Genomic DNA, 22,753 nt, shown 5'->3' with positions numbered 1-22,753 from the left:
GGTTGAGCCTGACGAGCCGGAAGTAGGCGCGGCGCAGGCGTTCGTGCGTCCACCACCATTTACGGCCCCTCGCATGCATGGGATCCTGTTTGGCGGTGGTTCTCTCCTTGAGGTAATCCCCGTGCTCCCCGTGCCACGCGTTGAGATCGGCGAGCCATGCGGCGGCCTCGTCCGCGGTTTTCACCTTGGTGAGCCCGCGGGCGAGCTTGAGCAGCTTCCTTCCCGCCTCGCTCTTGGGGTTGTTCGTCAGATCGACGCGCGTGTTGCGCAGCACGTGCACGAGGCACCGCTGCACGGCAGCGTCCTTCCAGCGTTGCGCGGCGGCCGCCAGGCAGCCTTGGCCGCCGTCGCACACCAGCAATCCCGGCCCCTTCACCCCGTGGAACAGCTGCAGGTAGGCCGGCTTCGTCTCCGTGGAGCACCACTGCCACCTCACCGGCCGGCCGTCGTCGCCGGTCAGGACCAGCAGGCACCAGCCATAGGGCACGTACGTGCCGTCCGCCATCACATACCGGTGGGAGCGCGAAACGGACGGAAGGGTCGGCTCCACCCTCCAGCACCACGCGATGCGGGTGGCGAACGCCTGCCGGGTGATCCCGAGCCGGGCCGCGGCCTCGCCCATGGACTGCTTGCCGGTCACCCATGAGAGGAACGCACGGAACTCCGCCATGCGCGCCCGGTCCTCCCGTCTCATGGTCGAGCTCAGCCGGCACGCATCGCACCTCCAACGCTGCGCCCCGGCCCTCGTGAATCCCTTCTTGCGCATCGGCTCATTGCACACCGGGCATCTTCTCGCCTTCGAGGACTTGTTCCTGCTCATGGAACAAGCCAACCCGAAAAGTCAAGCACCCGGCCGGATTAACAACCAAACCGTTAATCACACCCCGACACGCAAGACAGGAGAACACCTCGCCCCGGATTTAAGACCCACGTTTCTTTACTTAACCCCGAGTTCGTCGAAGGGCGGCATTTTTTATGCCATCACCGTCTTTTGCGGACCTATCTCGCAGTTGGAACGTTGTCACGGGTGCATGCAGAGAGCTATCCATTGATTTGGAGGTTCTTGGAAAACCAGAGGTCACGCTCTTACACTCGCGGATCTGCAATATTGCATTGCTTCGGCAAGAAAGCTGTCTTCCGGGACCTTATGCGGCCCTATGCCTATATGAAGGAGGACCTCTAAATCGGGGGATAGGGCCAGATGACGGATTGGTTGAAAACTTGGCTTCCCCTTGAGGGGAAGCTGTCAGGCGTAGCCTGACTGATGAGGTGATGGAGTCAACAGGCAAGCAGAAAAATGCGGTCGTAGATCGTCATTATGTGCGGAGCCAGATGGGATTGGTTGTTGGGGATGCCTAAGAGGATGCGTGGGGGCGGATTGGCTGCGCGTGGTGTGTGTTTTGGGTCGTTGCGGGATCTGATCCCTCCCCTCAGTCAGCTGTGCTGACAGCTCCCCTCCCCGGGAGGGGAGCCATGAAAAGCCATGAAAGTAGCGGAAAGCCCTACTTTATGTTCGAGGAGTTATCGGAATGCGTGCGGTGGAGGATGATGCACGCACCCACCGCCACCATCACGGCCATCAGCCCGACCACGCTGAGCATGTCCATGCCGGTAAGCGGCGTGCGATCGGAAACGACATTGCCGGTGGCCTCGGCGGCCAGAGCCAGCGCAGGCGACAGCAGCATGGCGAGCGCTGCGCCGGCGCCGACCAGAATGGCCGCGATCCTCGCCCTTACCCGATGCATACCATGAGTGCCAGTGCCGCCGGCGCCGCGACCGCTGTTCCCGTGCTCGATGCCGTGCTGCTCGCCGTGCCTGTCCGTAGCGTCCTTCACCGCCGGCCTCTGCGGTTCCCTGGAGAAGATCATGCCGTCCGCTTCCATCTCTTTGCCCATACTCATGCCCATGCTCATCATGTCGATTTCACTTCCCTTAATTCTCAATGCCGAATCTAGTGTGCGAATATGGCCAAGTTCGCTTACGAATCTGAATGCCGCGTTACGTTTTGTTGAAAAAATCCGGATGCCCGCATGCCGGAACGCCTCGCGTCCCGACTTCCCGCTTGTTGAGACAGCCTCTTAAGATTGACATTCATGGATCAGAAAGACGTCATCAAGAATCTGCAGCGCGACCATGCCGAGGAATTGAAGCTCGCGGCGAAGCGACTCAAGGGCACGGCTCGCCACACCCGCATCATTGAATCCCCCGTTCTGTCCGACATGACCGGCCACAAGATTCTCCTCAAGCCGGAGAACCTGCAGGTCACCGGCTCGTTCAAGATTCGCGGCGCCTACAACAAGATCGCCTCGCTCAGCGACGAGGAGCTGGCCCGCGGCATCGTGACCGCGTCCGCCGGCAACCATGCGCAGGGCGTGGCGTACGCCGCCCGCGAGCGCGGAGCCAAGGCCACGATCTGCATGCCGCAGATCACCCCGCCGCTCAAGGTGGACGCCACCAAGGCGTACGGCGCCGACGTGGTGCTGCACGGCGACGTGTTCGACGAGGCCGCCGCCTACGCGCAGAAGCTGAGCGACGAGCAGGGCATGATCTTCGTGCCGCCGTTCGACGACTACGAGGTGGTGTGTGGTCAGGGCACGATCGGCCTGGAGATCCTCGAGGACGTGCCGGACGTGACCGACGTGGTGGTCCCGCTGGGCGGCGGCGGTCTGGGCGCCGGCGTGGCGCTCGCGATCAAGACGTTCCGTCCGGAGGTGCGCGTGATCGGCGCGATCCCGGAGGGCAGCCCCGCGTTCCTGAATTCGTTCCGTGCCGGTCATGTGGTTGAGGCCGAGCAGGTGGTTACGTCCGCGGAGGGCGTGGCGGTGAAGCATCCGGGCGATCTGACGTTCGCGCTGCTCAACGAGTTCCTTGACGATCTGGTGACGGTCACCGAGCGCGACATCAATGAGATGATCCTGCTCATGCTGGAGAAGCATAAGCTGGTGGTGGAGGCCGCCGGTGCGGTGTCGCTGGCTGCGCTCGAGCATCTGAACCTGCGTTCGCGCAAGTTCGCGTCGGCTCCCGGCCCGCATGTGGTGGTGCCGATCATGTCCGGCGGCAACATCGATACGGTGACGATCGGCGCGGTGATCCAGAAGGGCATGATCGCGCGTGGTCGCATCATGAACTTCGAGGTGGAACTGCCGGATACGCCGGGTCAGCTGGTGAAGGTGGCCACGCTGCTGGCCGAGCAGCGCGCGAACGTGATCCAGCTGGATCACGACCAGTTCAAGGCGTCCGGCCATTACACGAACGCCGTGTCGCTGGGTGTGACGGTGGAGACGAACGGTCCGGATCATATTGACAGGATCCTCGCCGCCCTGCGCGCCGCCGGCTTCCAGCCCCGTCGCGTGTACTGACGCGTATTCGTACGATCGATTAGTCGATATTCGGGATCAGGCCTGTGCCTGGTCCCGTTTTTTGTATGGATGCGGGCGTTTCATAATGTGATACATCTTTGCAAAGGGTGGATGATGGGGGGTGCTGCCGATTTTTGCGGCTCTCGGCATCGCCAAACGCGTATGCGCATATAAATGACGGTCAATGATGATCGCGGCGCCGATATTTCAATTAAGTGAGCGCTCTCTAATTTCCCCCTTCAGATCTCGAGACCACCCCTATACCCCTTTATAAGTAGGGGGTCTATGTCTGGTAATAGGGGTGTATATCAATCATTGCAACGGTTGAAACGTTTGAATCGTTTTGTGAAATATGCCCCCGAAAATCTTGTATGGTGGGTACACTTACCTCGTATGCGAGGGTATGTGGCCCAATGATGCGGCAATGCTGATGAATTCGCTGCGTCGTATCGGGAACATTGCGTGGACGTCCCGGTGGCATGCCGGAAGGAGAGAGTTGAGCATGAGGTTGCCGAAGTATTCGCGGGGGGGGGTCTCCGGTTTTGGAGCCCTCTGATCGGGCATTCCCTGCGTTCCGTCGCTGCCGCGACGGCGGCCGTGTGCATGCTCGGATCCCTGGCGGCCGTCGATACCGCCTCAGCCGCCACCTCGTCGGAATCCTCATCTGCCTCGTCGGCGTCGACTACCTCGCCCAGTGCCGCATCGTCCGCATCGACTGACGCTGTTCCGTCCGCAACCGCTGGCGCGACCTCCGACGATTCCGCCAAGTCCGGTTCGACCGATGCCAAGACATCTGGCGAATCCGCTTCCACCGATGCGAAGTCCGATTCGCAGTCCTCTAATTCCGCATCCCCGAACGCCGATGCCTCTTCCGGCAATGCGTCCGCCGACGCCGACCATTCGCAGAGCACCGACGGCGGCGCAAATTCCGATGCCGCCTCCGCCTCCGGCACCGATGCACAGACCACCCAGAGCGACGATTCGCAGTCCTCCGATGAAGCCGACTCCCAGTCCGCCGATTCCGCTGATTCCGCCGCCGCATCCTCGTCCGCGACCGACGCCGACCTGATCGACTGCACTACTGTGGCCGACTATCAGTCCAAACTGCACTGCAAGCGTCCGGCCACCGCCGTCGACAACAGCATCTTCGACAAGCACATCGTTACCGAGGACGTGGAGAACCCGAGCGGCACCACCACGAATCTGTTCGACTACTGGTGGGATGCCGAGGACGCGTCCGACGGTCAGTATCGGGCGATCGACGGAGCCTACCCGTACTGGACCGGCAGCATCAACAACGGCCACCAGCTGCACTTCAACCGCGAGGCGCACAAGGACCCCAGCTACCCGTATTCGCAGGACCAGTACAAACTGCACAACAGCTGGATGGCACCGGCCGGCAAAAGCTACGGCCCCTACCGCTCCGGCATGGTCTACAACACACTGGTGGACGGCTACCCGAAGCTCAAGAAGGACGACAGCGCCGATCACAACGTCACCGGTCTCGTGCGGGACGAATCGCTGTCGTACCTGTTCGACACGTCCGCGCAGGACGGCAAGCGTTCGTACACGGGTGTGAGGGGCCTGTTCCAGCTCATCGACGGCTACTACACGTACAACAGTCAGCAGAACTTCGCGTCCTACGACAAGACGAGCAATTCGTTCCGTCTGTACGATGCCAAGGCCGTGATGTCGGGAAACAACACAGCGCCCGGCCAGTTCTTCCCGCTCAACACGGCTGCGGAAGTGTTCAAGACTACCGACAACGGCACCAAGCCGGTGACGGATAGTGACGGTCATCTGGTATACGACGGAAGCGTCACTTCGCGTGATCCGCGACTCAACCACTATCTTGGTCTGACCATGAGCAGTCGTTTCGTGCAGAAGAACGGCGGTCATACGGTGGTTGATCCGACCACGCCCGTGACCTACGAGTTCTCCGGCGACGACGACGTGTGGGTGTTCATCGACGACGTGCTCGTCGGTGATCTGGGTGGTATCCACGACAGTTCCTCGCTGAAGATCGACTTCAGTACCGGCAAGATCGAGCGTGCCGTGCTGAACAACAAGAATCAGGTGGTCAGCCCGGTCGAGACCACCACACTCAGGGAGGCGTTCGCAGCGGCGGATCGACTGGGTTCCACCTCGTGGGACGGCGATAAGTTCGCCGACAACACCTACCACACGCTGAAGTTCTACTACATGGAACGCGGCTGGACGGACTCGGACATGAGTCTGCGCTTCAACCTCGTCACCGCGCCGGAGAGCAACGTCATCAAGATCGACCAGGAGGGCAACGCCGTTCCGGGTGCCGGCTTCACGCTGTACGCGAGCGACGACAAGTACTCGAAGAAGGACGAGGTCGTGGCGGCCGGCACCACCGACGACAACGGTCATCTGAACCTCGTAGATCCGTCCGACGGCGAGCCGGTGTTCATGGACGTCATCGCCCAGGAGCACGGCAATCATTTCATCCTGTCGGAGACCACCGTGCCGGACGGCTATCGCAAGGCCGGCGACATGCATCTGCTGTATCAGACGAATCCGTCGCCCGTCGGCAGTGCCAGCGACTCCGGCGTGCTCGTCAGCGATCCCAGCACGTCGAGCAGTGACGGCAACGCGTGGGACACGGGTTCGCTCGCCATGGCGCAGGTGCAGGTCAGCGCGCCCGACGAAAGCAATCTGTACTACACCGACAAGAGCGGCAAGAAGCATCATCTGGACGCCGACAAGGTGAAGGACGGAACGCTGTTCGCCGTCGTGTTCCAGAAGGACGCCAACGACAAATGGCGTGGCATCTACGGCGATCAGATCGACGGGTGGAAGACCACAGCCGCGGAGAGCCAGGGCGGCGACTCCGATATGAAGGCTGTGATGGAGGCGTTCCAGAACAGTCCGCACAAGTTCCGTCTGTCGTCGAGCGGCAGCTACGACGTGATGCTCGAGGATCTGCCGGGCGACATCCGCGACTACTACTACTGGAACGGCGACGAGAACGCGGCAAAGTACTCCGTCGGCTACTACTGGTCGAAGTCCGACACGAACGCGGGCGTGAACGCGAACAACACGTATCTGCTGGAAAACACCGACGAGACGGACACCAACTCCGACAGCGCGTTCAAGCGCACGTTCGCCGTGATGCTGTACGTGTCGAACATCCGCAACACGGTGTCGGTGCAGAAGGTGGATCAGGACGAGACGCCGTTGAACGGGGCGGAGTTCAGGATCTATCGCAAGGACGGCGACTGCTCGGCGACGGCTTCCGCGGATGGGAAGACCAGCGCAGTGCAGATGGTGCAGAACACGTGCACACCCGTCGACTCGCTGACCACGGCCGATCATACGAAGTCCGGTTCAGCCAAGGACGTGAACGCGGCCGGCGTGACCGAACCGCGCTTCAACGGATCCGGCACGTTCCCGAACAGCGCGGGCGTGAAACTGTCCGGTGGGTCGACCAGTGACGGCAATGATGCGAGTGTCACGTATTACATCGTGGAGACCAAGGCGCCCAAGGGTTACACGGCCAGCGACAAGGTCGTGGAGGTCGTGATCAACCAGTGGGGTGTGTTCGTGAACGCCGGTGAGAAGGATGACGGCGTGAAGGTGGTGCGTGGCGTGGGCAACCTCGTCAAGACCATGAACACGTACGGCAGTTCGCCGACGGTCGACAGCACGCTGACCTGGTTGCGGATGACTCCGCATCTGTATACGAAGACGGATGACGACAAGGCCGAGGATACGTCGCTGACCGACGTGCAGACCGCGCGTGTGGCCGACGGTGCCGTGAAGACGACGGGCGCAGCGAAGGACACGACGATCGGCGTGACATACGGTTCGGTGGCCGACGGCAACGTGGTGCAGGAGTACGGTCCGCAGACCGGCGACGGCAACCTTGTGTACGTGGCGGATACCGGTTATCTGATGCCGTCCACGACGCAGGATGCTGCGCCGAAGGGCGCGGAGAAGAGCGTGGGTCGTGTGGAGCTGGGCGATAAGCGGCTGAGTTCGCTGGTCACCGGTTCCGCGATGGTGCAGGTGGCCGATACGCCGGAGCCGACGACTGCGACCGCCGCGGTGAGGAAGACCGTGGATGGTTTGGAGCCGACGTGGCCGGAGGGCGTGAGCTTCAAGTTCCGGTTGGATGCGTCGGAGGTCGAGACGAAGGGTGCCGGTGCAGCACCGCTGCCGACCGGTGGCGCGGGGACTTCGGAGGCGCCGGTTGATGTATGCGTGAAGCCGTCGGTGGAGTTGGGCGATGCCGGTGCTGGTGCTGCAGCCGGTTCTTCGGACGGTGGTTCTGCGGCGACGTCGTGCACGGTGACGATCTCGAAGCCGGGCGCGAACGGCGGCGACAAGGGTAACGGTCTGGTCAATTCGGACACGTTCGGCACGTTCTCGTTCAACTGGAACGACATCAAGGGCGTGAAGGCCGATGGCGAGGGTGTGCGCACGGTCACTTACAGCTACATCGTGCAGGAGCTCGGCGCCGGTGCTGACTCGTCGGGTGCGGGCGGCGGTTCGGGCGATGGTGAGGCCGGTTCGGGCGGTACGAAGAACATGATCCGCTACTCCAAGGCCAAGTACCAGCTCGACATCACCGTCACCTACAAGGCGGGCGAGGGGCTGAAGGCCACGCCGAAGCTCACGAGGCTGCTGAACGACTCGGGCAACGAGCCGGGTCTGCTGGGCGGCGGAGTCGAGGTGAAGGCCGACTCGGAGGGCAAGTGGAACGGCGTGCTGGTGTCCGACTTCACCAACACCCACACCGTCAACGTGTCGACCCTGCCGCTCACCGGTGGAAGGACGGCCCGCGACTGGCTGCTTCTCGGCGCCGCGCTGGCTCTGGCCGGGGCCCTGGGCGGCGGCACCTACCGCCTCTGGAAGCGCCGACAAGACGCGCAGCTAGGAGGCGCCCTCTAAATAAATCGCTTCGGCCCAAGTCCTCTCCCTTCCCCTCGAGGGGAAGGTGTCCGGCCAAGCCGGACGGATGAGGTGCCTGGTCTCCCCTCCAAGGGAGGGGAGATGTCTGGCCCCGCCAGACAGAGGGGAGGGCTACAAGTCAACCACCCTCCACAACCAAACACGTCCCCCTCCTTGGTCTCCCCTCCAGGGGAGGGGAGATGTCTGGCCTCGCCAAACAGAGGAGAGACCCGGGGCATCACGCCCCACATAACTCAACACTGTCCTTCTCGTCTCCCCTCCCCACGGAGGGGAGATGTCCGACTCCGTCGGACAGAGGGGAGCGCCCCGGAGCATCACGCTCCATATAACTCAAGAGATTCAAGATTTGCGGATCGCGGAGGCCTCCAATGGGGTCTCGGCCTCCGCGGTTGCAGAACAACCACAACAACAAGGAAGAAAGAGAGGTTTCTCATGAAGATGAGGAAGCTTTTCGCAGGAGTAGCCGCCGCGGCCACCCTGCTCAGCGGCCTGGCCCTCGGCGCCACCACCGCTTCGGCCGACGAGGTACTGCCGACCGACACGACAATCACCATGAACGCCGAAAACGCCGTTCAGTTCGACGGCCACACTTATAAGGCCGTGAAGATCGGCAAGTACGATGTCTCCACCGGTGCTCAGGTGCTGGTCGCCTCGTCGGCCATGAATGCCCTGGTGAAGTCTGCTCTTGAAGCTGCTGGTGTCAATGACGTTCCGGCTGAGAGTTCCGACTACCTCCAGTGGGCCATCAGCAACAACAAGCTGGATACCTCGGGCGCCAGCCCGTTCTATGGCGCCACTGGTGTGACCCGCAAGTTCGCCGATGCTCTTGCCCAGTCCACCGCTGCAGACCAGAAGACAGTTGATCCGCAGATGAATGGCGCGACCGCCACGTTCAATCTGGGTGAAGTCGGCTACTGGCTGATTGTCGATCAGAACGCCGTGAATGACAAGTCTTCCAAGTCGCTGGCCATTCTCGTCGGCACCCCGTGGACGCTGTCTGATGGCACCGTCGTGTCCGCCGGCACGATCAACGTGAAGAACCAGACCGCCACCGTCGACAAGGCTGTCGATGACCAGACCGTCGCCATCGGCAAGGACGCCACCTACACCATTACCACGAAGATCCCGAACTACGTTGGTTACAAGGTTCAGGGCTACACCTTCCAGGTGAAGGATAAGTTCGCGGACAATGCTCCACTGGCATACAAGACCGGTACCCTCACCGTCAAGGTTGGTGAGACCACTCTGAACTCTGACCAGTACACGGTCACCGGATTTGATGCCGCCAGCAAGACCTTCACCGTGGACCTGAGCTCGTACATTCAGTCCCAGGGCTTCGATGGTACTGCCGATGAGAAGTCCCTGTTCGACAAGACCGATCTGGTAGGCGCGAAGGTGACGATCACCTACTCGGCCACGGTGACCGGCACTATCGGCGATCAGGGTGCGCCCAACTCTCCGTCCATCGTGTACCCGAACGATCCGTCCGACAACGAGAAGAAGGACGAAATCCCCGGTACCCCGGTCAAGGTGTTCAACTTCGACTACAACCTGAAGAAGGTTGATCGTACGACCGTTGCTGTGCTGCAGGGCGCCAAGTTCGCCATTCAGGATAAGACCTCTGGAAAGTGGCTCGGTTACGTTGCCGCTGCTGGCGAGACTCCGGCTCGTTGGGTTGAGCTCGGCGGCGAGCCGACCGCTGACGGAGCCAAGACCGAGGCTGATGGCGTGTTCACTACCGGTAAGAATGGTCTGGTCTCCTTCAAGGGACTGGACGCCGGTTCCTACACCATCAAGGAGATCGCGGCTCCTGACGGCTATGTCAGCGTTGGTCTGACCTTCGATGTCAAGATTGACGCCAATATCTCCGGCACCGGTAACGATGCAAAGGCGAATCCGGCCTATACCGTGACTAGTGATCTGCTGGGTCTTGTCTCCGACGGCAACACTTCGACCGTGACCGTGGAGAACGTGAAGAGCCTCACCCAGCTGCCGGTCACCGGTGCCGCTGGCATCGCGCTGTTCGTGGCTGTGGGCGCTCTGCTCGCCGGCGCCGGTGCCGCGGTGTACGCCAAGTCCACCCGCACCCGTCGCCTGCTCAACGCCTGAGCCCGCGACTCCGTGACTCCCTCGGCATGAGGGAGTCACAACACGAGGAGGGAATCGACGTCCTTCACCCGTCGCCGATTCCTTCCACGTGAAGGCCCTCCTCCTTCGTGCTCCCTCCCGGGGAGGGAGCTGTCCGGCCGCAGGGCCGGACTGAGGGAGGGCTTCGATGCCATCCACCCGCAATCTCCCTCCCCTTCTCCGTCAGAACTCATTCCGACGCTCGACCCAAGCCAAGGAATGATTGTCCGCAGCGACCGGTGGTCGGCAAGGACGATGTGGGGGTCAAGGGGAGCCGGTCCGGGCTGGTTGGTCAATGTGGGCTGGTCGGAATCGAATCCCTCCCTCTGTCACGGCACTCGCCGTGACATCTCCCTCCCTCGGAGGGAGAACCCCCCTCATCAGGTGACTGGTGAAGATACTTCCGTCCGGGGCTTCCTTCCCTGTGTGCTCCCTCCAAGGGAGGGAGCTGGCGCGCAAAGCGCGACTGAGGGAGGGGTCGAACATCTGGCGACGCTCCTTGTCCCCATGTCCTTCCCCACAGCCTCCCAAAAAAACAAACATCACCCGCCCACTTCGAGAGCAGCGTTCGAAGCAGAAGGGTCATGGTCTGACTGCGCCGCACTTGCGGCCGCGATCAGGCCATTTTTCGTTCTACGGGGCCAATACCCCCGAATCAATCCCCCTACTGAGAGGAGTCGGAATCATGGCCGGCAAGGAACTCGACGCAGAGACCAAGGCATATCTGGAAACGCTGCCCGCCGTCGAATCCGTGATGAGCGGTCGAATCTACTACAACGATGCGTTCAAGAACTACGTGGTCAAGCGTTGCGCTGCGGGCGATTCGCCCACGCGCATCTTCCGCGCCGCCGGTCTTGGCCCCTCGATCATCGGACGCAAACGCATCGAACGCTGCGTGGCCCGCTGGCGCAGTCGTGCCGTCAGGTATGAAGCTCTGCACGCCGGCGAACAGGGCTCTGCGTCCCAGACTGATGAGTCAACATCCGTTGCCGAGTGTGCCGACGATACTGCGATCCGGACCGTTCTTCCTGAGCGTGATGCCGTCTCAACATCCGAGTGGTTCGCGAGCGAGGATCCTTCCTTTGACGCCGTGTTTGAGGATGCCGCTGTGGAGGATGGATATCCGCTGCGCTGCAATGCGTTCGACTCCCCGGTTCTCACGCCGGATGACCCCGCCTATTGGGCGCCGCGCCCGACGGAAGCCGCGCGTCCCTCCGGCGCCTCCTCCGCAGATTGCGCGGTCTCCGGCTCCAAGCAGGGTACCGGCCGGCCCCCGGGACTCGAGTCCGCCGCCTCTTCGGCCCGGGATGCGAACCTGGCCGCTCTCAACCGACGCATCGACACTATGGAAGCCCTCCTCCGCCAGCAACTCCGCCATATGCAGCGTCTCGAGGACGACCTCGCCCTCCTCCGCTCCCGCCTCACCCCTCGCCAGTAGCTCCTCAGACGGCCTTCGGGCAATCACCGTTCTTCCGGTTCAAGGCCCCGGGCCGTCTCCTTTCCTCATTCTCATCTTTGCATCCGTCCGCTTCCTGCCGCCCGGTTCGCGGCCTTACCGGCGTCGCCATGATCTATCTGCCGTTCGCTAGGTTGTTCGAGGGGCTTGCACGGACCTAACCCTCGTTCGGTAGGTCCTTCGCAAAGTAGCGGCCCACCCCCGACCGGTTATTATCCATAGAGTCTTGGCGAAAACTATCATTTATTTCTCTTAAAACAGTGTTGCTGAGGGGCCTTGGCCGGTGATCTACTTTGGCAAGAACCTACTCAACGGGGGATAGACCCCTGCGGGGAGTCTGAACCACCTACCGAATGGCAGATAGGTCATGTGGGACCGACCTCGACGAGAACATGAGCAGATCCTCCCGCCCAGAACAGTCGGCCGTGCGATGAAGCCCGCCTGTCCAGAGTGCCTTTATCCAAAACCGCATGTATGTCGAGTATCTGTGCCCCGCCGCGAGTAGGCTTAATCCTACGTTCGCGCTCACATGAGCACGAGAGAATCGAGGAACCATGACACAGCAGTCAGCCAACCCGTCCAGTTCCACCCACTCAGCCAAACCAGCCGCCCCGGCCACCATCACCATCAACCCATACTTCGCCGTCGCGCCCGTCAATCGCCGCATTTTCGGCTCGTTCGTCGAACACTTGGGCCGTTGCGTATACACAGGCATCTGCGAACCCGACCATCCCACGGCCGACGAGCACGGATTCCGCCAGGACGTCATCGACTTGGTGCGCGAACTCGGCGTGACCGCCGTACGCTATCCCGGCGGCAACTTCGTCTCCGGCTACCGTTGGGAGGACGGTGTGGGCCCGCGCGACCAGCGTCCGCGCCGACTCGATCTGGCCTGGCATTCCACCGAAACCAACGCATTCGGTCTGCATGAGATGGCCGAATGGCTGGAAAAGGTAGGGGAGAAGGGCGGCGAGCCCGGCGTCGCCGAGATCAACGACACCTCCGCAACTACCGCCGAATCAACCGAGGCTCCTGACGTTTCCTCCGCTGCCACACCAACCCCAACCGCCCCCGAACTCATGGAAGCCATCAACCTCGGCACCCGCGGACTCCAGGAGGCCCTCGACTTGCTCGAATACGCCAACATCCCTGGCGGCACCACGCTCTCCGACGCCCGCCGCGCGAACGGTCGCGAAAAGCCGTTCAGCATCCGCATGTGGTGCCTCGGCAACGAGATGGACGGCCCGTGGCAGCTCGGCCACAAGTCCGCGCACGACTACGGCGTGCTCGCAGCCGACGTGGCGCGCGGCATGCGGCAGATCGACCCGGATCTGGAACTCGTGGTGTGCGGCTCGAGCTCGCACGGCATGCCCACATTCGGCGAATGGGAGCGGACCGTACTTGAGCACACCTACGATCTGGTCGACTTCGTCTCCTGCCACGCCTACTACAAGCCGGTGAACGGCGACATCTCTAGCTTCCTCGCGTCCGGCGTGGACATGGACGGGTTCATCAAGGACGTGGGCTCCGTGATCGACGCGGTCAAGGCGCAGCGCAAGAGCACACACAACGTGGCGATCTCGTTCGACGAGTGGAACGTGTGGTACGCGGGCGAGGAAGCGAGCCGCACGCCCGAAGGCATCGGCAACTGGCCGGTCGCACCGCGCCTGCTTGAGGATCAGTACAGTGCGCTCGACGCCGTGGTGGTGGGCGACCTGCTCATCACGCTGCTGAGGAACGCCGATCGTGTGCACGCGGCCTCGCTCGCCCAACTGGTCAACGTGATCGCGCCGATCATGACCGAGCCGGGAGGTCCGGCATGGCGTCAGACCATCTTCCACCCGTTCGCCGCCGTGGCCGCGCTCGCCAAGGGTGGCACCGTGCTCGAATCCCGCACGGATGGTCCGACCGTGACCACAGCCGCATACGGCGACGTGCCGATGATCGATTCGGTGACCGTCCGCTGTGCCGATGGCTCGCTCGCCGTGTTCGTGACGAACCGTTCGCTGGATTCGTCGGTCGATCTGACGATCCCGATCCCCGAGTCGTGGCTGCGCGAGGACAAGGCCGGAACCGTTGCCGGAGTGAGCGTTGATGCCCGCACCCTGCACGACGACGACATTAACGCCCGCAACACGATCGACGATCAGAACCACGTGACCCTGCAGTCGAATCCGACCGCGCATGTGGAGACGGACGATGATCGCGCATCCGTCCACGTCACCCTGCCGCCGGTCTCCTGGACCGTGCTGCATCTCGCCCGCTGAGCCGCGCGAACGGTTCCACATTAAGAATCATTCCCGCGGGCCGGTTCGCGGGCGAGCTGAGTGCCTGCGAGGGGCAATCTCTAAGTCCTGAAGTGATTTCACAACCTTGCAGACACCTATCTCCAAGTTCTGAAGTCCCCATGACGGGAACCCGGAGTATGGGCGTTGGAATTGCAGTATCCGTACTTCGGATTTACGCTGCGTGTACTTCAGAACTTGGAGATTGATGTCCGCAAAAGCCTCAAAATACTTCAGAACTTGAAGATAGGTGGCAAAGAGAGGCGTCCACGTACCCGTGATGCCGTGATACACCGCATCGGTGCAACCCCGAAAACCTGAACGCCGATCTGCCTTGCTGCGTAGGTGATGCGGATTCCCGCTACTCCACCCGGAGCGTCTGGCTCAGCGTAGCGGATTCGCCGGGTGCGAGCGTGGTGGCGTTGGCGCGGCAGTTGGCCGCCTCCACGCAGACGAATCCGTGCCACTCGCCGGCCGCCATGTCGCCGATCCCGTTGCCGGCCGCTTCGCCGGGGTTCCAGACCACGGTGTTCTTCGATCCGCTCTTGGTGACCACGATCGTGCGGCCGAGTCGCTCGTCGATCACGCGAACCGTGTCGTGGCCGCTCTCACCGCCGGCGAAATAGATACGGTCGACCATGCTGCCGTCGAAGGTGATCGGCTCATCGGGCTGTGTGCATTCGGGGTCGCCGTCGAGCGTGGTGTCGAGGAACTTTGCGCCTTCCAGACCAGCCACCTGTACGTGCTCGATGTCGCCGATGCTGAGGTAGGTATGCAGTGCCGATTCATAGGTGAACGGTTCGTTGCCGTCGTTCGTGATGGTCAGCGAAGCTTGGAATTCCGCGCCACAGCGAACCTCGTATACGGCGTGGAACGCGGCCGGGTGCTCGGCGGAGCCGCTGAGCGTGGCGAGCCATTCGGGGTCGGCGTCGGTGGAATCGAGAGTGTAGCGCGCGAACGAGTCGGTGCTTGCCGCCTCGTCGTAATGCCAGAACGAGATGCGACCGAAGCCGTGCTTGGGCTTCTTGGCGGCGACGTGACCGTCGGCGAATCCGGAGTTGAACCAGGGGAAGATGACGGGGATGCCGCCGCGGATGGCGGTTCCCTTGGAGAAATACACGGCCTTGGGGTGCCACAGCACGCCGGACTGGCCCGCGGGGGCCCACTCCAGCACGTGTGCGCCGTAGTCGGTGATGGTTGCAGTGGAGTCGTCGTTGACGAAATCGCGTGAGATAAAGCAATCGTTCATGGGGTCAGTATATCCGCGGGGGTATGAGGGGATTTTCCGTGTCGGAGTGATCGTGAATCAGGCTTGGCGGGTCGGGGTCTGTTTGGCGGGGCTTGTCTCGGCGAAATGCGGGAATCGGGTTCTTGTATGTAGGGAGGTTGAGCTCCGCGTATAATGTCAGACATCAGACAAATTTCGGCAGGGTAGCCGTGAATCTGTCGGAGCACAGGCACACAAACAGATACAGGCATAAGCAAGGTGGCACAGAAAGCTATGGAATCTGAGACTATCGAAACCATGGACTCATCCAGAACGCAGGCGGTCGAACGCATCAATGACGCATTCGCGCAGCCGGCCGGATCGTTCGCGATCCGCAACGCGCGCAAGGTCGATGCGCGCGGTGTGCAGGACCACTACTGGTTGGTGGTGCGAAACGGCGTGATCGCGGCCGAGGGTGCGGAGATCGACGTGGAGGTCGGCGGCACTGAGGACATGGCGGGCGCGTTCGCACGGGCGGTGGCGGCGGTGGAGACCGAAGCGACCGAGACGTCCGAGGCCGGAGCATCCGCAGCGGCGGCCGGTGGCCAGCCCTCCGGCAGCCTCAGCCTGCCCATCATCGACGCGCATGGCGCGATCATGACCCCCGGCTACGTGGACATCCACGCGCATGGCGCCTGGGGCGCCTCATTCGACGACGGCCCGGACGGCATTGCCGCGGCCCGTGCCGGCCACATGATGCACGGCACCACGCGCCAGGTGCTCAGCCTCATCACCAACCCGATCGACACGATCTGCGAGAATCTGCGCACGGTTCGCGCGCTCATGCCCGATCGGCCCGACATCCTCGGCACACACCTCGAAGGGCCGTTCCTCGCACTCGAGCGCAAGGGGGCCCACGACCCGGAATGCCTGCGTGACCCAGTGCCCGAACTCGTGGATCAGCTCCTCGAAGCCGCCGATGGGTGCCTGCGCCAGATCACCATCGCCCCGGAGCTGCCGCATGGCATCGGCGCGATCCGCCAGTTCGTGGAGGCCGGGGTCCGACCGGCCGTGGGACACTGCTCCGCCGACTACCAGACCGCCAAGCGCGCATTCGATGCAGGCGCCACGATCATGACCCACATGTTCAACGCGATGAACGGCCTGCATCACCGCAAGCCAGGCCCCATCCCCGCCGCCGTGGAGGATCCACGCGTTACGATTGAGCTGATCAACGACGGCTTCCACGTGCAGGACCCGATGGTCGCGCTGTCGTTCGGCTTCGCGCCCCACCGCACCGCGTTCGTCACCGATGCGATGGCCGCCACCGGCTGCCCCGACGGGCATTACCTGCTCGGCGCGCTCGACGTGAACGTGGAGCACGGCCACGCCCGGCTCGTGTCGAACGGTGCGATCGCCGGTTCCACGCTCGTGCTGGAGCGCGCGGTCAGCCGAGCCGTGCTCGATCTCGGCATCGACCCGGTCTCCGCGGTGGAGGCGGCCACGCTCACCCCGGCCAAGGCGTTCGGTTTCGACACCTCGAACCCGGTGACCGGCGCCCCGATCGGCCTGCTTGCAGCCGGATACGCCGCCGACATCCTGCTGCTCGATCCGGCCAGCTGGCAGGTCGATGCCGTCTGGTGCGCCGGTCGCCGCATGAAGTAGGGCAGAAGTCCTCGTCGTGCCGCCCAATGGGGCAAGGTCTCAAAGCAATCTTCGAGTTCTGTGCGGATTCCGGGCGATCGCAACCACCTATCCTCGAGTTCTGTGCGTCAAAACGGCGAAAGTCCGAGTATGGACGTTGAAATTCCAACCTTCATACTCCGGATTTCTCTTATTGCACGCACAGAACTCGAGGATAGGTGTCCGCAGGCATCCGGAATCCGCACAGAACTCAAAGATTGCCCCGATCTCGCCCTGACACGCCCTACCTTGACCAGAGCCTGCAGCACTCCGCCTGCCGCCCCTCCCCACGGCAGAACCCGCCTCACACCCCGGTCAGCCTAGCGCTATACTGTCTTCGGATTCAGACTATGGGGCCGGTCACGGTCTCTGGCCGTCCGGTCCGGAGGCACGGTGACCGTGTCGGAAACCGGAACGGTTCGGAGGCGGCGAATGCGAACGATCGGGCGAATCTTCACGCGAGACATTCTGCGGCTCCTGAGAAACCCCGTCGCCATCGTCATCACCCTGGGAGTCGCGCTCATCCCCTCCCTGTACGCGTGGTTCAACATCATCGCCAACTGGGACCCGTACTCGAACACCGGCAACATCCAGGTGGCCGTCGCCAACGCGGACCAGGGCACCAGCAACGACCTGGTCGGCAAGCTCAACGCCGGCAAGCAGGTGGAACAGCAGCTCAAGGCCAACCATCAGCTCGGCTGGCGGTTCGTCAGCGAATCCCAAGCCAAGATCGGCGTGGAATCCGGCGAATACTATGCCGCCATCGTGATCCCCAAGGACTTCAGCGCCCAGCTCGTCAACACCATCAAAGGCACCGGCAAGCCGAAGATCAGCTACTACGTCAACGAGAAGAAGAACGCGATCGCCCCCAAGATCACCGACACCGGCGCCAACACCATCGACGAGCAGATCAACCAGACATTCATCTCCACCGTCGCCAGCACCGTCGTCAACGCCGTCAAGCAATCCGCCGAGCAGATCAACGGCAAGGCTAGCACCGCCCGCAGCAGCATCGACACCGACCTCGACCAGGCCAGCACCGACCTCACCGACGCGCAGAACGCGATGACCGGCACCGCCAACACCATTGACGCCTCCGTCAAAACCCTCGACGACGCCGGCGCCACGCTCACCAGCCTTGCCAAGCAGCTCAACGCCACCCAGACCGCGCTCGCCAACGCCAACAGCGCACTTGGTGAAACCCGTAAGGAATCCCTGAACTTCTCCAACGCGCTCGACTCCACCCTCGGCACCGCGGCCGGCAACCTCAGTGGCATGCAGGTCTCCGCCAACAACGCGGCCGGCGGCATCATCGACGGATTCACCAACGTGCAGACCACCGTCGACCAGGCCGTCAGCGGCCAGAACAGCGCGCTCGCCAAAGGCCAGCAAGCCGTGGCCAACATCCGTCAGGCCGTCAACGGTCCGGCCGGCAGCGCCCTGCCCGCAACCCAACGCCAGAACATCCTCGACAGACTCGACCAACTCGACCAGCAGCTCGCCGACCAGCAGAAGCAGGCCAACGACTTCTCCTCCAGCGCCTCCACCATCACCGGCTCCGGCATCACCGCCACGCAGAACATGGCCGACGGCGTCACCACCCTCACCCAGAACGGCGCCGCCACACTCACCGACACGCGCGGCAACCTCAACACCACCGTCATGCCCTCACTGCTCGCCGCCATGGACTCGTTCTCCGCCACCACCGGCAGCCTGGGCGGCACGCTCGGCGGTCTCAACTCCACCATCGGCCAGACGCAGACCATCCTCGCCCAGCTCAAATCCACGCTCAACGGCACCAAGACCACGCTCGCCGACACCAGCAAATCCCTCGGCAGCGTGAAGACCGGCCTCGACACCACGCGCACCGACCTCGCCGCCCTCGAAAGCTCCGACATCTGGAAGCAGCTCAACACCCAGCTCAACCTCAACGCCACCGAAGCTGGCTCGTTCATGGCCTCGCCCGTCAACCTCGTCACCACCACCGTGTATCCCGTGTCCAACTACGGCTCGGCCGTCACCCCGTTCTACACGAATCTGGCGCTCTGGGTGGGCGGCTTCGTGCTCATCGCCATCTTCAAGCTCGAAGTCGACCGCGAAAACCTGGGTTCCGGACGTGGCCGCGGCCGCACCGCCCATGTCAACGCCGCACAGGCCTACATCGGCCGCGGCCTGCTGCTGCTGAGCGTGGCCCTCCTGCAGGCGCTGATCGTCACGATCGGCGACCTGATCATCGGCATCCAATGCAAGAACCCGGTCGCGTTCGTGTTCGCCGGCCTACTGATCTCGTTCGTCTACGTGAACGTGATCTACGCGCTCGCCGCCTCACTTAAGCACATCGGCAAGGCCGTGGCCGTGATCCTCGTGATCGTGCAGATCCCCGGCTCGTCCGGCATGTACCCGATCGAGATGATGCCCGACTTCTTCCGCCGTCTCTACCCGTTCCTGCCGTTCACGTACGGCATCAACGCCATGCGCGAGACGATCGGCGGCGCGTACGGCTCGCACTACTGGCACGATCTCGGCTCGCTGCTGTGGTTCCTCGCCGCCGCGCTGTTGCTCGGCCTCGTCGCCCGCCCGTACCTGCTCAACCTCAACGCGCTGTTCGACCGCCGCCTCGGCGCCACCGACCTCATGGTGGCGGAGAAGAACAACATGCTCAACGAGCGTTTCAAGCTCACGTCGGTGATCAAGCTGCTCATGGGTGTGGACGAGGTTCGCCCGCAGATCCGCCGCCGCGCTCACCGCTTCTTCAAGCTGTACCCGTACCTGATCCGCGCCGGCCTGGTGATGATCGTGGTGCTGCCCGCCGTGTTCCTGGTGCTCATGTTCAGCGTGGAGTCGAAGATTGTGATGCTCACCGCGTGGATCACGTCGATCATCCTCATCGATGTCTACCTGATCGTGGTGGAGTACACGTACGAGAGTTTCGCCCGCCAGCTTGGCATGAGCGCGATGGACAGCGATTCGCTGCGTACGACCGTGTCCCGTCGACTGCATATCCCGCTGCCGGCGTTGGGAGGATTGGGTGGTCTGCCGATTCCCGGTTTCCCGACGCGTCATCGCGGCGCGCATGAGGGCGATTCCGCTTCCTCCGGCGCGGACGACGACGTGTTCGACGCGTTGCGATCGGCCGGAACCGCCGTGCCGGGCCAGCCGAAGACCGCCGTCGGCGCGTCCGGCGATTCGACGACCGGCCCGATTAGCCCCGCCGGTCCGGCCGGTTCCGGCACGAGCGCCCCCGGCACGAACGCCCCTGATCGCAACGCCCCCGACCACGACGGAAAGGCGGCCCTCTGATGCGCAACATTCTGCAGATCTTCACGCGTGACGTGCGCAACGCCGTCAGCAACGTGATCGGCGTGATCGTGACGATGGGTCTCGTGATCGTGCCGTCGCTGTACGCGTGGTTCAACATCGCCGCCAGCTGGAATCCGTACGACAACACCGCCAGTCTGAAGGTGGCCGTCGCCAGCGCCGACGCCGGATACAAGTCCGATCTCATCCCCGTGAAGATCAACGTGGGTGAGACCGTGATCTCCACGCTGCGCGCCAACCATCAGCTCGACTGGGTGTTCACCGACCCCGACAATGCGGAGGACGGCGTGCGCTCCGGCGACTACTACGCGGCCATTGTGATCCCGCGCAACTTCAGCGCCGACATGATGACCCTGTTCTCGCCCAAGGTGAAGCACGCGAAACTCAAGTACTACACGAACGAGAAGATCAACGCCATCGCACCGCACGTCACCGACGAGGGCGCCGACACGATCGCCGACCAGATCGACAGCACGTTTGCCAAGACCATCGGACAGGTGGGCCTCGACCTGGTCACCACGCTCGCCAAATACGCGCAGGGCGACCAGATGCAGAATTATGTGGCCAACGCCACCGGGCACATCGACGCGATGGGCGACCAGCTCACGTCCGCGTCCGCGCAGACCGCGTCGTACTCCAAACTGCTCGCCTCGACCGAGAGCATCATCGACTCCACGTCGAACCTGATCGACTCGTCCGGCAAGACGGTCACGGACGCGAAGAACGGGCTGAAGCAGGCGCAGGACGGCGTCACGTCGCTCGACAACGCGCTCAACGGCACGGCGGATACGCTGGGATCGGCACTCAGCCAAAGCGAGAAAAGCTACGATTCGGTGAGCGGCAAGGTTGACACCGCGTTCGACGCGATTGACACGCAGTCGGATGCGGCGAGCAAGCAGCTGACCGCGCTGTCCGGCAAGGTCTCCGGCGCGGCAGACGGATACCAGTCGCTGATCGCCGCGCTGAACGACATGAAGAGCGCGACCGGGTCGGGTGGCGCGGCGGGCGGCTCCGGTAGTTCGTCCGACGTGCAGACCGCGCTCGACGACGCCATCACCGCCGTGACCAACGCGCAGAAGGCGCAGAAGGACCTCGCCGGGCAGCTCTCCGGCGCGGCCGACACGATCAACGGCACCAACAGCGACATCACCGCCAAACGCAACGATCTGAAGAACCAGATCGCCGCGGCCAAGAAATCCGTGACCGACGTCAAAACCACGTACGACAACGGACTCAAGCCGAAACTCGCCGCGCTCGCCGACTCCATCGACACCGTGAGCGCGCAGACCCGCAGCGTGGCCGACGGCGTGAGCGCCACCGTGAAGGACCTCAAGGGCGTCTCCGGTGATGCGGACACGTCGATCGCCGGCATTCGCAAGATCCTCGACCGGGCGTCGGAACGGCTCGGCTCGGCAGGGAACACGATGCATGATCTGAGCAAGCAGATCGCGGGGATTACTGGTGGGACCGGGAATGCTGGTTCCAGAGCTTCCGGGGATTCGGCGGGATCGGCGGATTCGGCACAGGGAGATTCCGGTCAGAACGGTTCGGGGGATTCGAACTCGGGCGGTTCGGACGACGCATCCTCTCCGGTCTCCCAGCTCGGCACTCTCGCCAACCTCGACCCGGACGCGCTCGCCGCGCTGCTGTCGTCGCCGGTGAGCGTGAACCGTGTGGCCGTCTACCATATCGCCAACTACGGCTCGGCCATGGCGCCGTTCTACACGATCCTCGCCATCTGGGTGGGGTCGATCATCCTCGTCGCCATGATGAAGGTGGCCATGAGCGAGCGCGGACGCGAGGAGGTGCTGATGGCCACGGGCGAGCCTCGTCTGCGTCTGCATCAGCAGTATTTTGGGCGCTACCTGTTCTTCATGTTGCTTGCGCTCTTGCAGGGGGCGCTCGTGGCGCTCGGCGACCTCTACTATCTCGGCGTCCAGAGCGAGCATCCCATGCAGTTCCTGCTGGTGTGCGAGGTGGCGGCGGTGGTGTTCTCCAACATCACGTACACGCTGGCGCTGTCGTTCGGCGACATCGGCAAGGCGATCGCGGTGGTGCTGCTCGTGATGCAGGTGGCCGGTTCGGGCGGCACGTTTCCCATCGAGACGCTGCCGCCGGTGTTCCGCGCGCTCTACCCGTTCCTGCCGTTCCCGCACGGCATTGCCGCCATGCATGCGGCCATGGCCGGCGCGTTCGGAGCGGAGTTCTGGCGGGAGACCGCGCTGCTCGCCGTGTTCATTGTGCCGTCGCTGCTGCTCGGTCTCGTGCTGCGCAAGCCTGTGATCCGTCTCAACGACTGGATCATCCGCAACCTCGAAAGCACTAAGCTCATGTAGCTCCGGCTCCCGTCCTCTGGCTCCCCTCTCCGAGGGGAGCT

Annotated in this window: 11 protein-coding genes and 1 pseudogene; 8 read left to right on the top strand and 4 right to left on the bottom strand. The window is 63.1% G+C overall.

Going from position 1 to position 22,753, the window contains the following annotated elements:
• From Tam10B_RS10230 to Tam10B_RS10220, 3 genes and pseudogenes are all read right to left on the bottom strand, one after another.
• On the bottom strand, positions 1–670 hold a 670-nt coding region (locus tag Tam10B_RS10230), incomplete at its 3' end, for a transposase (protein ID WP_198947588.1).
• Between the two features lie 36 nt (positions 671–706).
• Positions 707–820, bottom strand: a pseudogene (locus tag Tam10B_RS13875) (transposase-like zinc-binding domain-containing protein); the annotation flags it as partial.
• Between the two features lie 682 nt (positions 821–1,502).
• Complete coding sequence (locus tag Tam10B_RS10220; protein WP_143248635.1) at positions 1,503–1,901, bottom strand: hypothetical protein; 399 nt, start codon at positions 1,899–1,901, stop codon at positions 1,503–1,505.
• A 192-nt stretch (positions 1,902–2,093) separates the two neighbouring features.
• Between Tam10B_RS10220 and ilvA the strand changes: the two genes are divergently transcribed.
• From ilvA to Tam10B_RS10190, 5 genes are all read left to right on the top strand, one after another.
• The gene (ilvA, locus tag Tam10B_RS10215; protein WP_093961144.1) at positions 2,094–3,359 is read left to right on the top strand and encodes a threonine ammonia-lyase; all 1,266 of its coding nucleotides are present in this window, start codon (positions 2,094–2,096) and stop codon (positions 3,357–3,359) included.
• A 603-nt stretch (positions 3,360–3,962) separates the two neighbouring features.
• Positions 3,963–8,279 (top strand): SpaA isopeptide-forming pilin-related protein, encoded by a 4,317-nt coding sequence (locus tag Tam10B_RS10210; protein ID WP_093961143.1) that lies wholly within the window; start codon positions 3,963–3,965, stop codon positions 8,277–8,279.
• 453 nt (positions 8,280–8,732) lie between these two features.
• Entirely contained in the window at positions 8,733–10,409 is a 1,677-nt protein-coding gene (locus Tam10B_RS10205; protein ID WP_093961142.1) for a SpaH/EbpB family LPXTG-anchored major pilin, read from the top strand.
• 703 nt (positions 10,410–11,112) lie between these two features.
• Positions 11,113–11,865, top strand: coding sequence for a hypothetical protein (locus tag Tam10B_RS13415; protein ID WP_198947587.1), 753 nt, complete (start codon positions 11,113–11,115; stop codon positions 11,863–11,865).
• Positions 11,866–12,437: 572 nt separating this feature from the next.
• Positions 12,438–14,150, top strand: a complete 1,713-nt coding sequence (locus Tam10B_RS10190; protein WP_233133694.1) for an alpha-N-arabinofuranosidase — start codon at positions 12,438–12,440, stop codon at positions 14,148–14,150.
• Between the two features lie 379 nt (positions 14,151–14,529).
• On the opposite strand, the gene Tam10B_RS10185 is transcribed toward Tam10B_RS10190, so the two are convergent.
• Positions 14,530–15,417: a D-hexose-6-phosphate mutarotase gene (locus tag Tam10B_RS10185; RefSeq protein ID WP_093961140.1), complete on the bottom strand. Its 888-nt coding sequence runs from the start codon at positions 15,415–15,417 to the stop codon at positions 14,530–14,532.
• A gap of 252 nt (positions 15,418–15,669) precedes the next feature.
• On the opposite strand from Tam10B_RS10185, the gene Tam10B_RS10180 reads away from it, so the two are divergent.
• The 3 genes from Tam10B_RS10180 to Tam10B_RS10170 all read left to right on the top strand — a co-directional run bounded on the left by Tam10B_RS10180 (position 15,670) and on the right by Tam10B_RS10170 (position 22,712).
• Positions 15,670–17,040, top strand: coding sequence for an N-acetylglucosamine-6-phosphate deacetylase (locus Tam10B_RS10180; protein ID WP_408606664.1), 1,371 nt, complete (start codon positions 15,670–15,672; stop codon positions 17,038–17,040).
• Between the two features lie 450 nt (positions 17,041–17,490).
• Positions 17,491–20,358, top strand: a complete 2,868-nt coding sequence (locus tag Tam10B_RS10175; RefSeq protein WP_093961139.1) for a YhgE/Pip domain-containing protein — start codon at positions 17,491–17,493, stop codon at positions 20,356–20,358.
• Positions 20,358–22,712, top strand: coding sequence for a YhgE/Pip domain-containing protein (locus tag Tam10B_RS10170; protein WP_093961138.1), 2,355 nt, complete (start codon positions 20,358–20,360; stop codon positions 22,710–22,712). Before Tam10B_RS10175 ends, Tam10B_RS10170 begins: the two co-directional genes overlap by 1 nt.
• The last annotated feature ends 41 nt before the right edge of the window (positions 22,713–22,753 follow it).

Source organism: Bifidobacterium vansinderenii (assembly GCF_002234915.1).
Classification (GTDB): Bacteria; Actinomycetota; Actinomycetes; order Actinomycetales; family Bifidobacteriaceae; genus Galliscardovia; species Galliscardovia vansinderenii.
Note: the sequence above shows the minus strand (reverse complement) of the source record. Positions and strands in the feature narration are given on the sequence as shown.

What these genes read in the sequence shown, in the direction of transcription:
- Tam10B_RS10220 (WP_143248635.1), bottom strand. Translation starts at nt 1,901, where the DNA reads ATGAGTATGGGCAAAGAGATGGAAGCGGACGGCATGATCTTCTCCAGG.
- ilvA (WP_093961144.1), top strand. Translation starts at nt 2,094, where the DNA reads ATGGATCAGAAAGACGTCATCAAGAATCTGCAGCGCGACCATGCCGAG.
- Tam10B_RS10210 (WP_093961143.1), top strand. Translation starts at nt 3,963, where the DNA reads ATGCTCGGATCCCTGGCGGCCGTCGATACCGCCTCAGCCGCCACCTCG.
- Tam10B_RS10205 (WP_093961142.1), top strand. Translation starts at nt 8,733, where the DNA reads ATGAAGATGAGGAAGCTTTTCGCAGGAGTAGCCGCCGCGGCCACCCTG.
- Tam10B_RS13415 (WP_198947587.1), top strand. Translation starts at nt 11,113, where the DNA reads ATGGCCGGCAAGGAACTCGACGCAGAGACCAAGGCATATCTGGAAACG.
- Tam10B_RS10190 (WP_233133694.1), top strand. Translation starts at nt 12,438, where the DNA reads ATGACACAGCAGTCAGCCAACCCGTCCAGTTCCACCCACTCAGCCAAA.
- Tam10B_RS10185 (WP_093961140.1), bottom strand. Translation starts at nt 15,417, where the DNA reads ATGAACGATTGCTTTATCTCACGCGATTTCGTCAACGACGACTCCACT.
- Tam10B_RS10180 (WP_408606664.1), top strand. Translation starts at nt 15,670, where the DNA reads ATGGAATCTGAGACTATCGAAACCATGGACTCATCCAGAACGCAGGCG.
- Tam10B_RS10175 (WP_093961139.1), top strand. Translation starts at nt 17,491, where the DNA reads ATGCGAACGATCGGGCGAATCTTCACGCGAGACATTCTGCGGCTCCTG.
- Tam10B_RS10170 (WP_093961138.1), top strand. Translation starts at nt 20,358, where the DNA reads ATGCGCAACATTCTGCAGATCTTCACGCGTGACGTGCGCAACGCCGTC.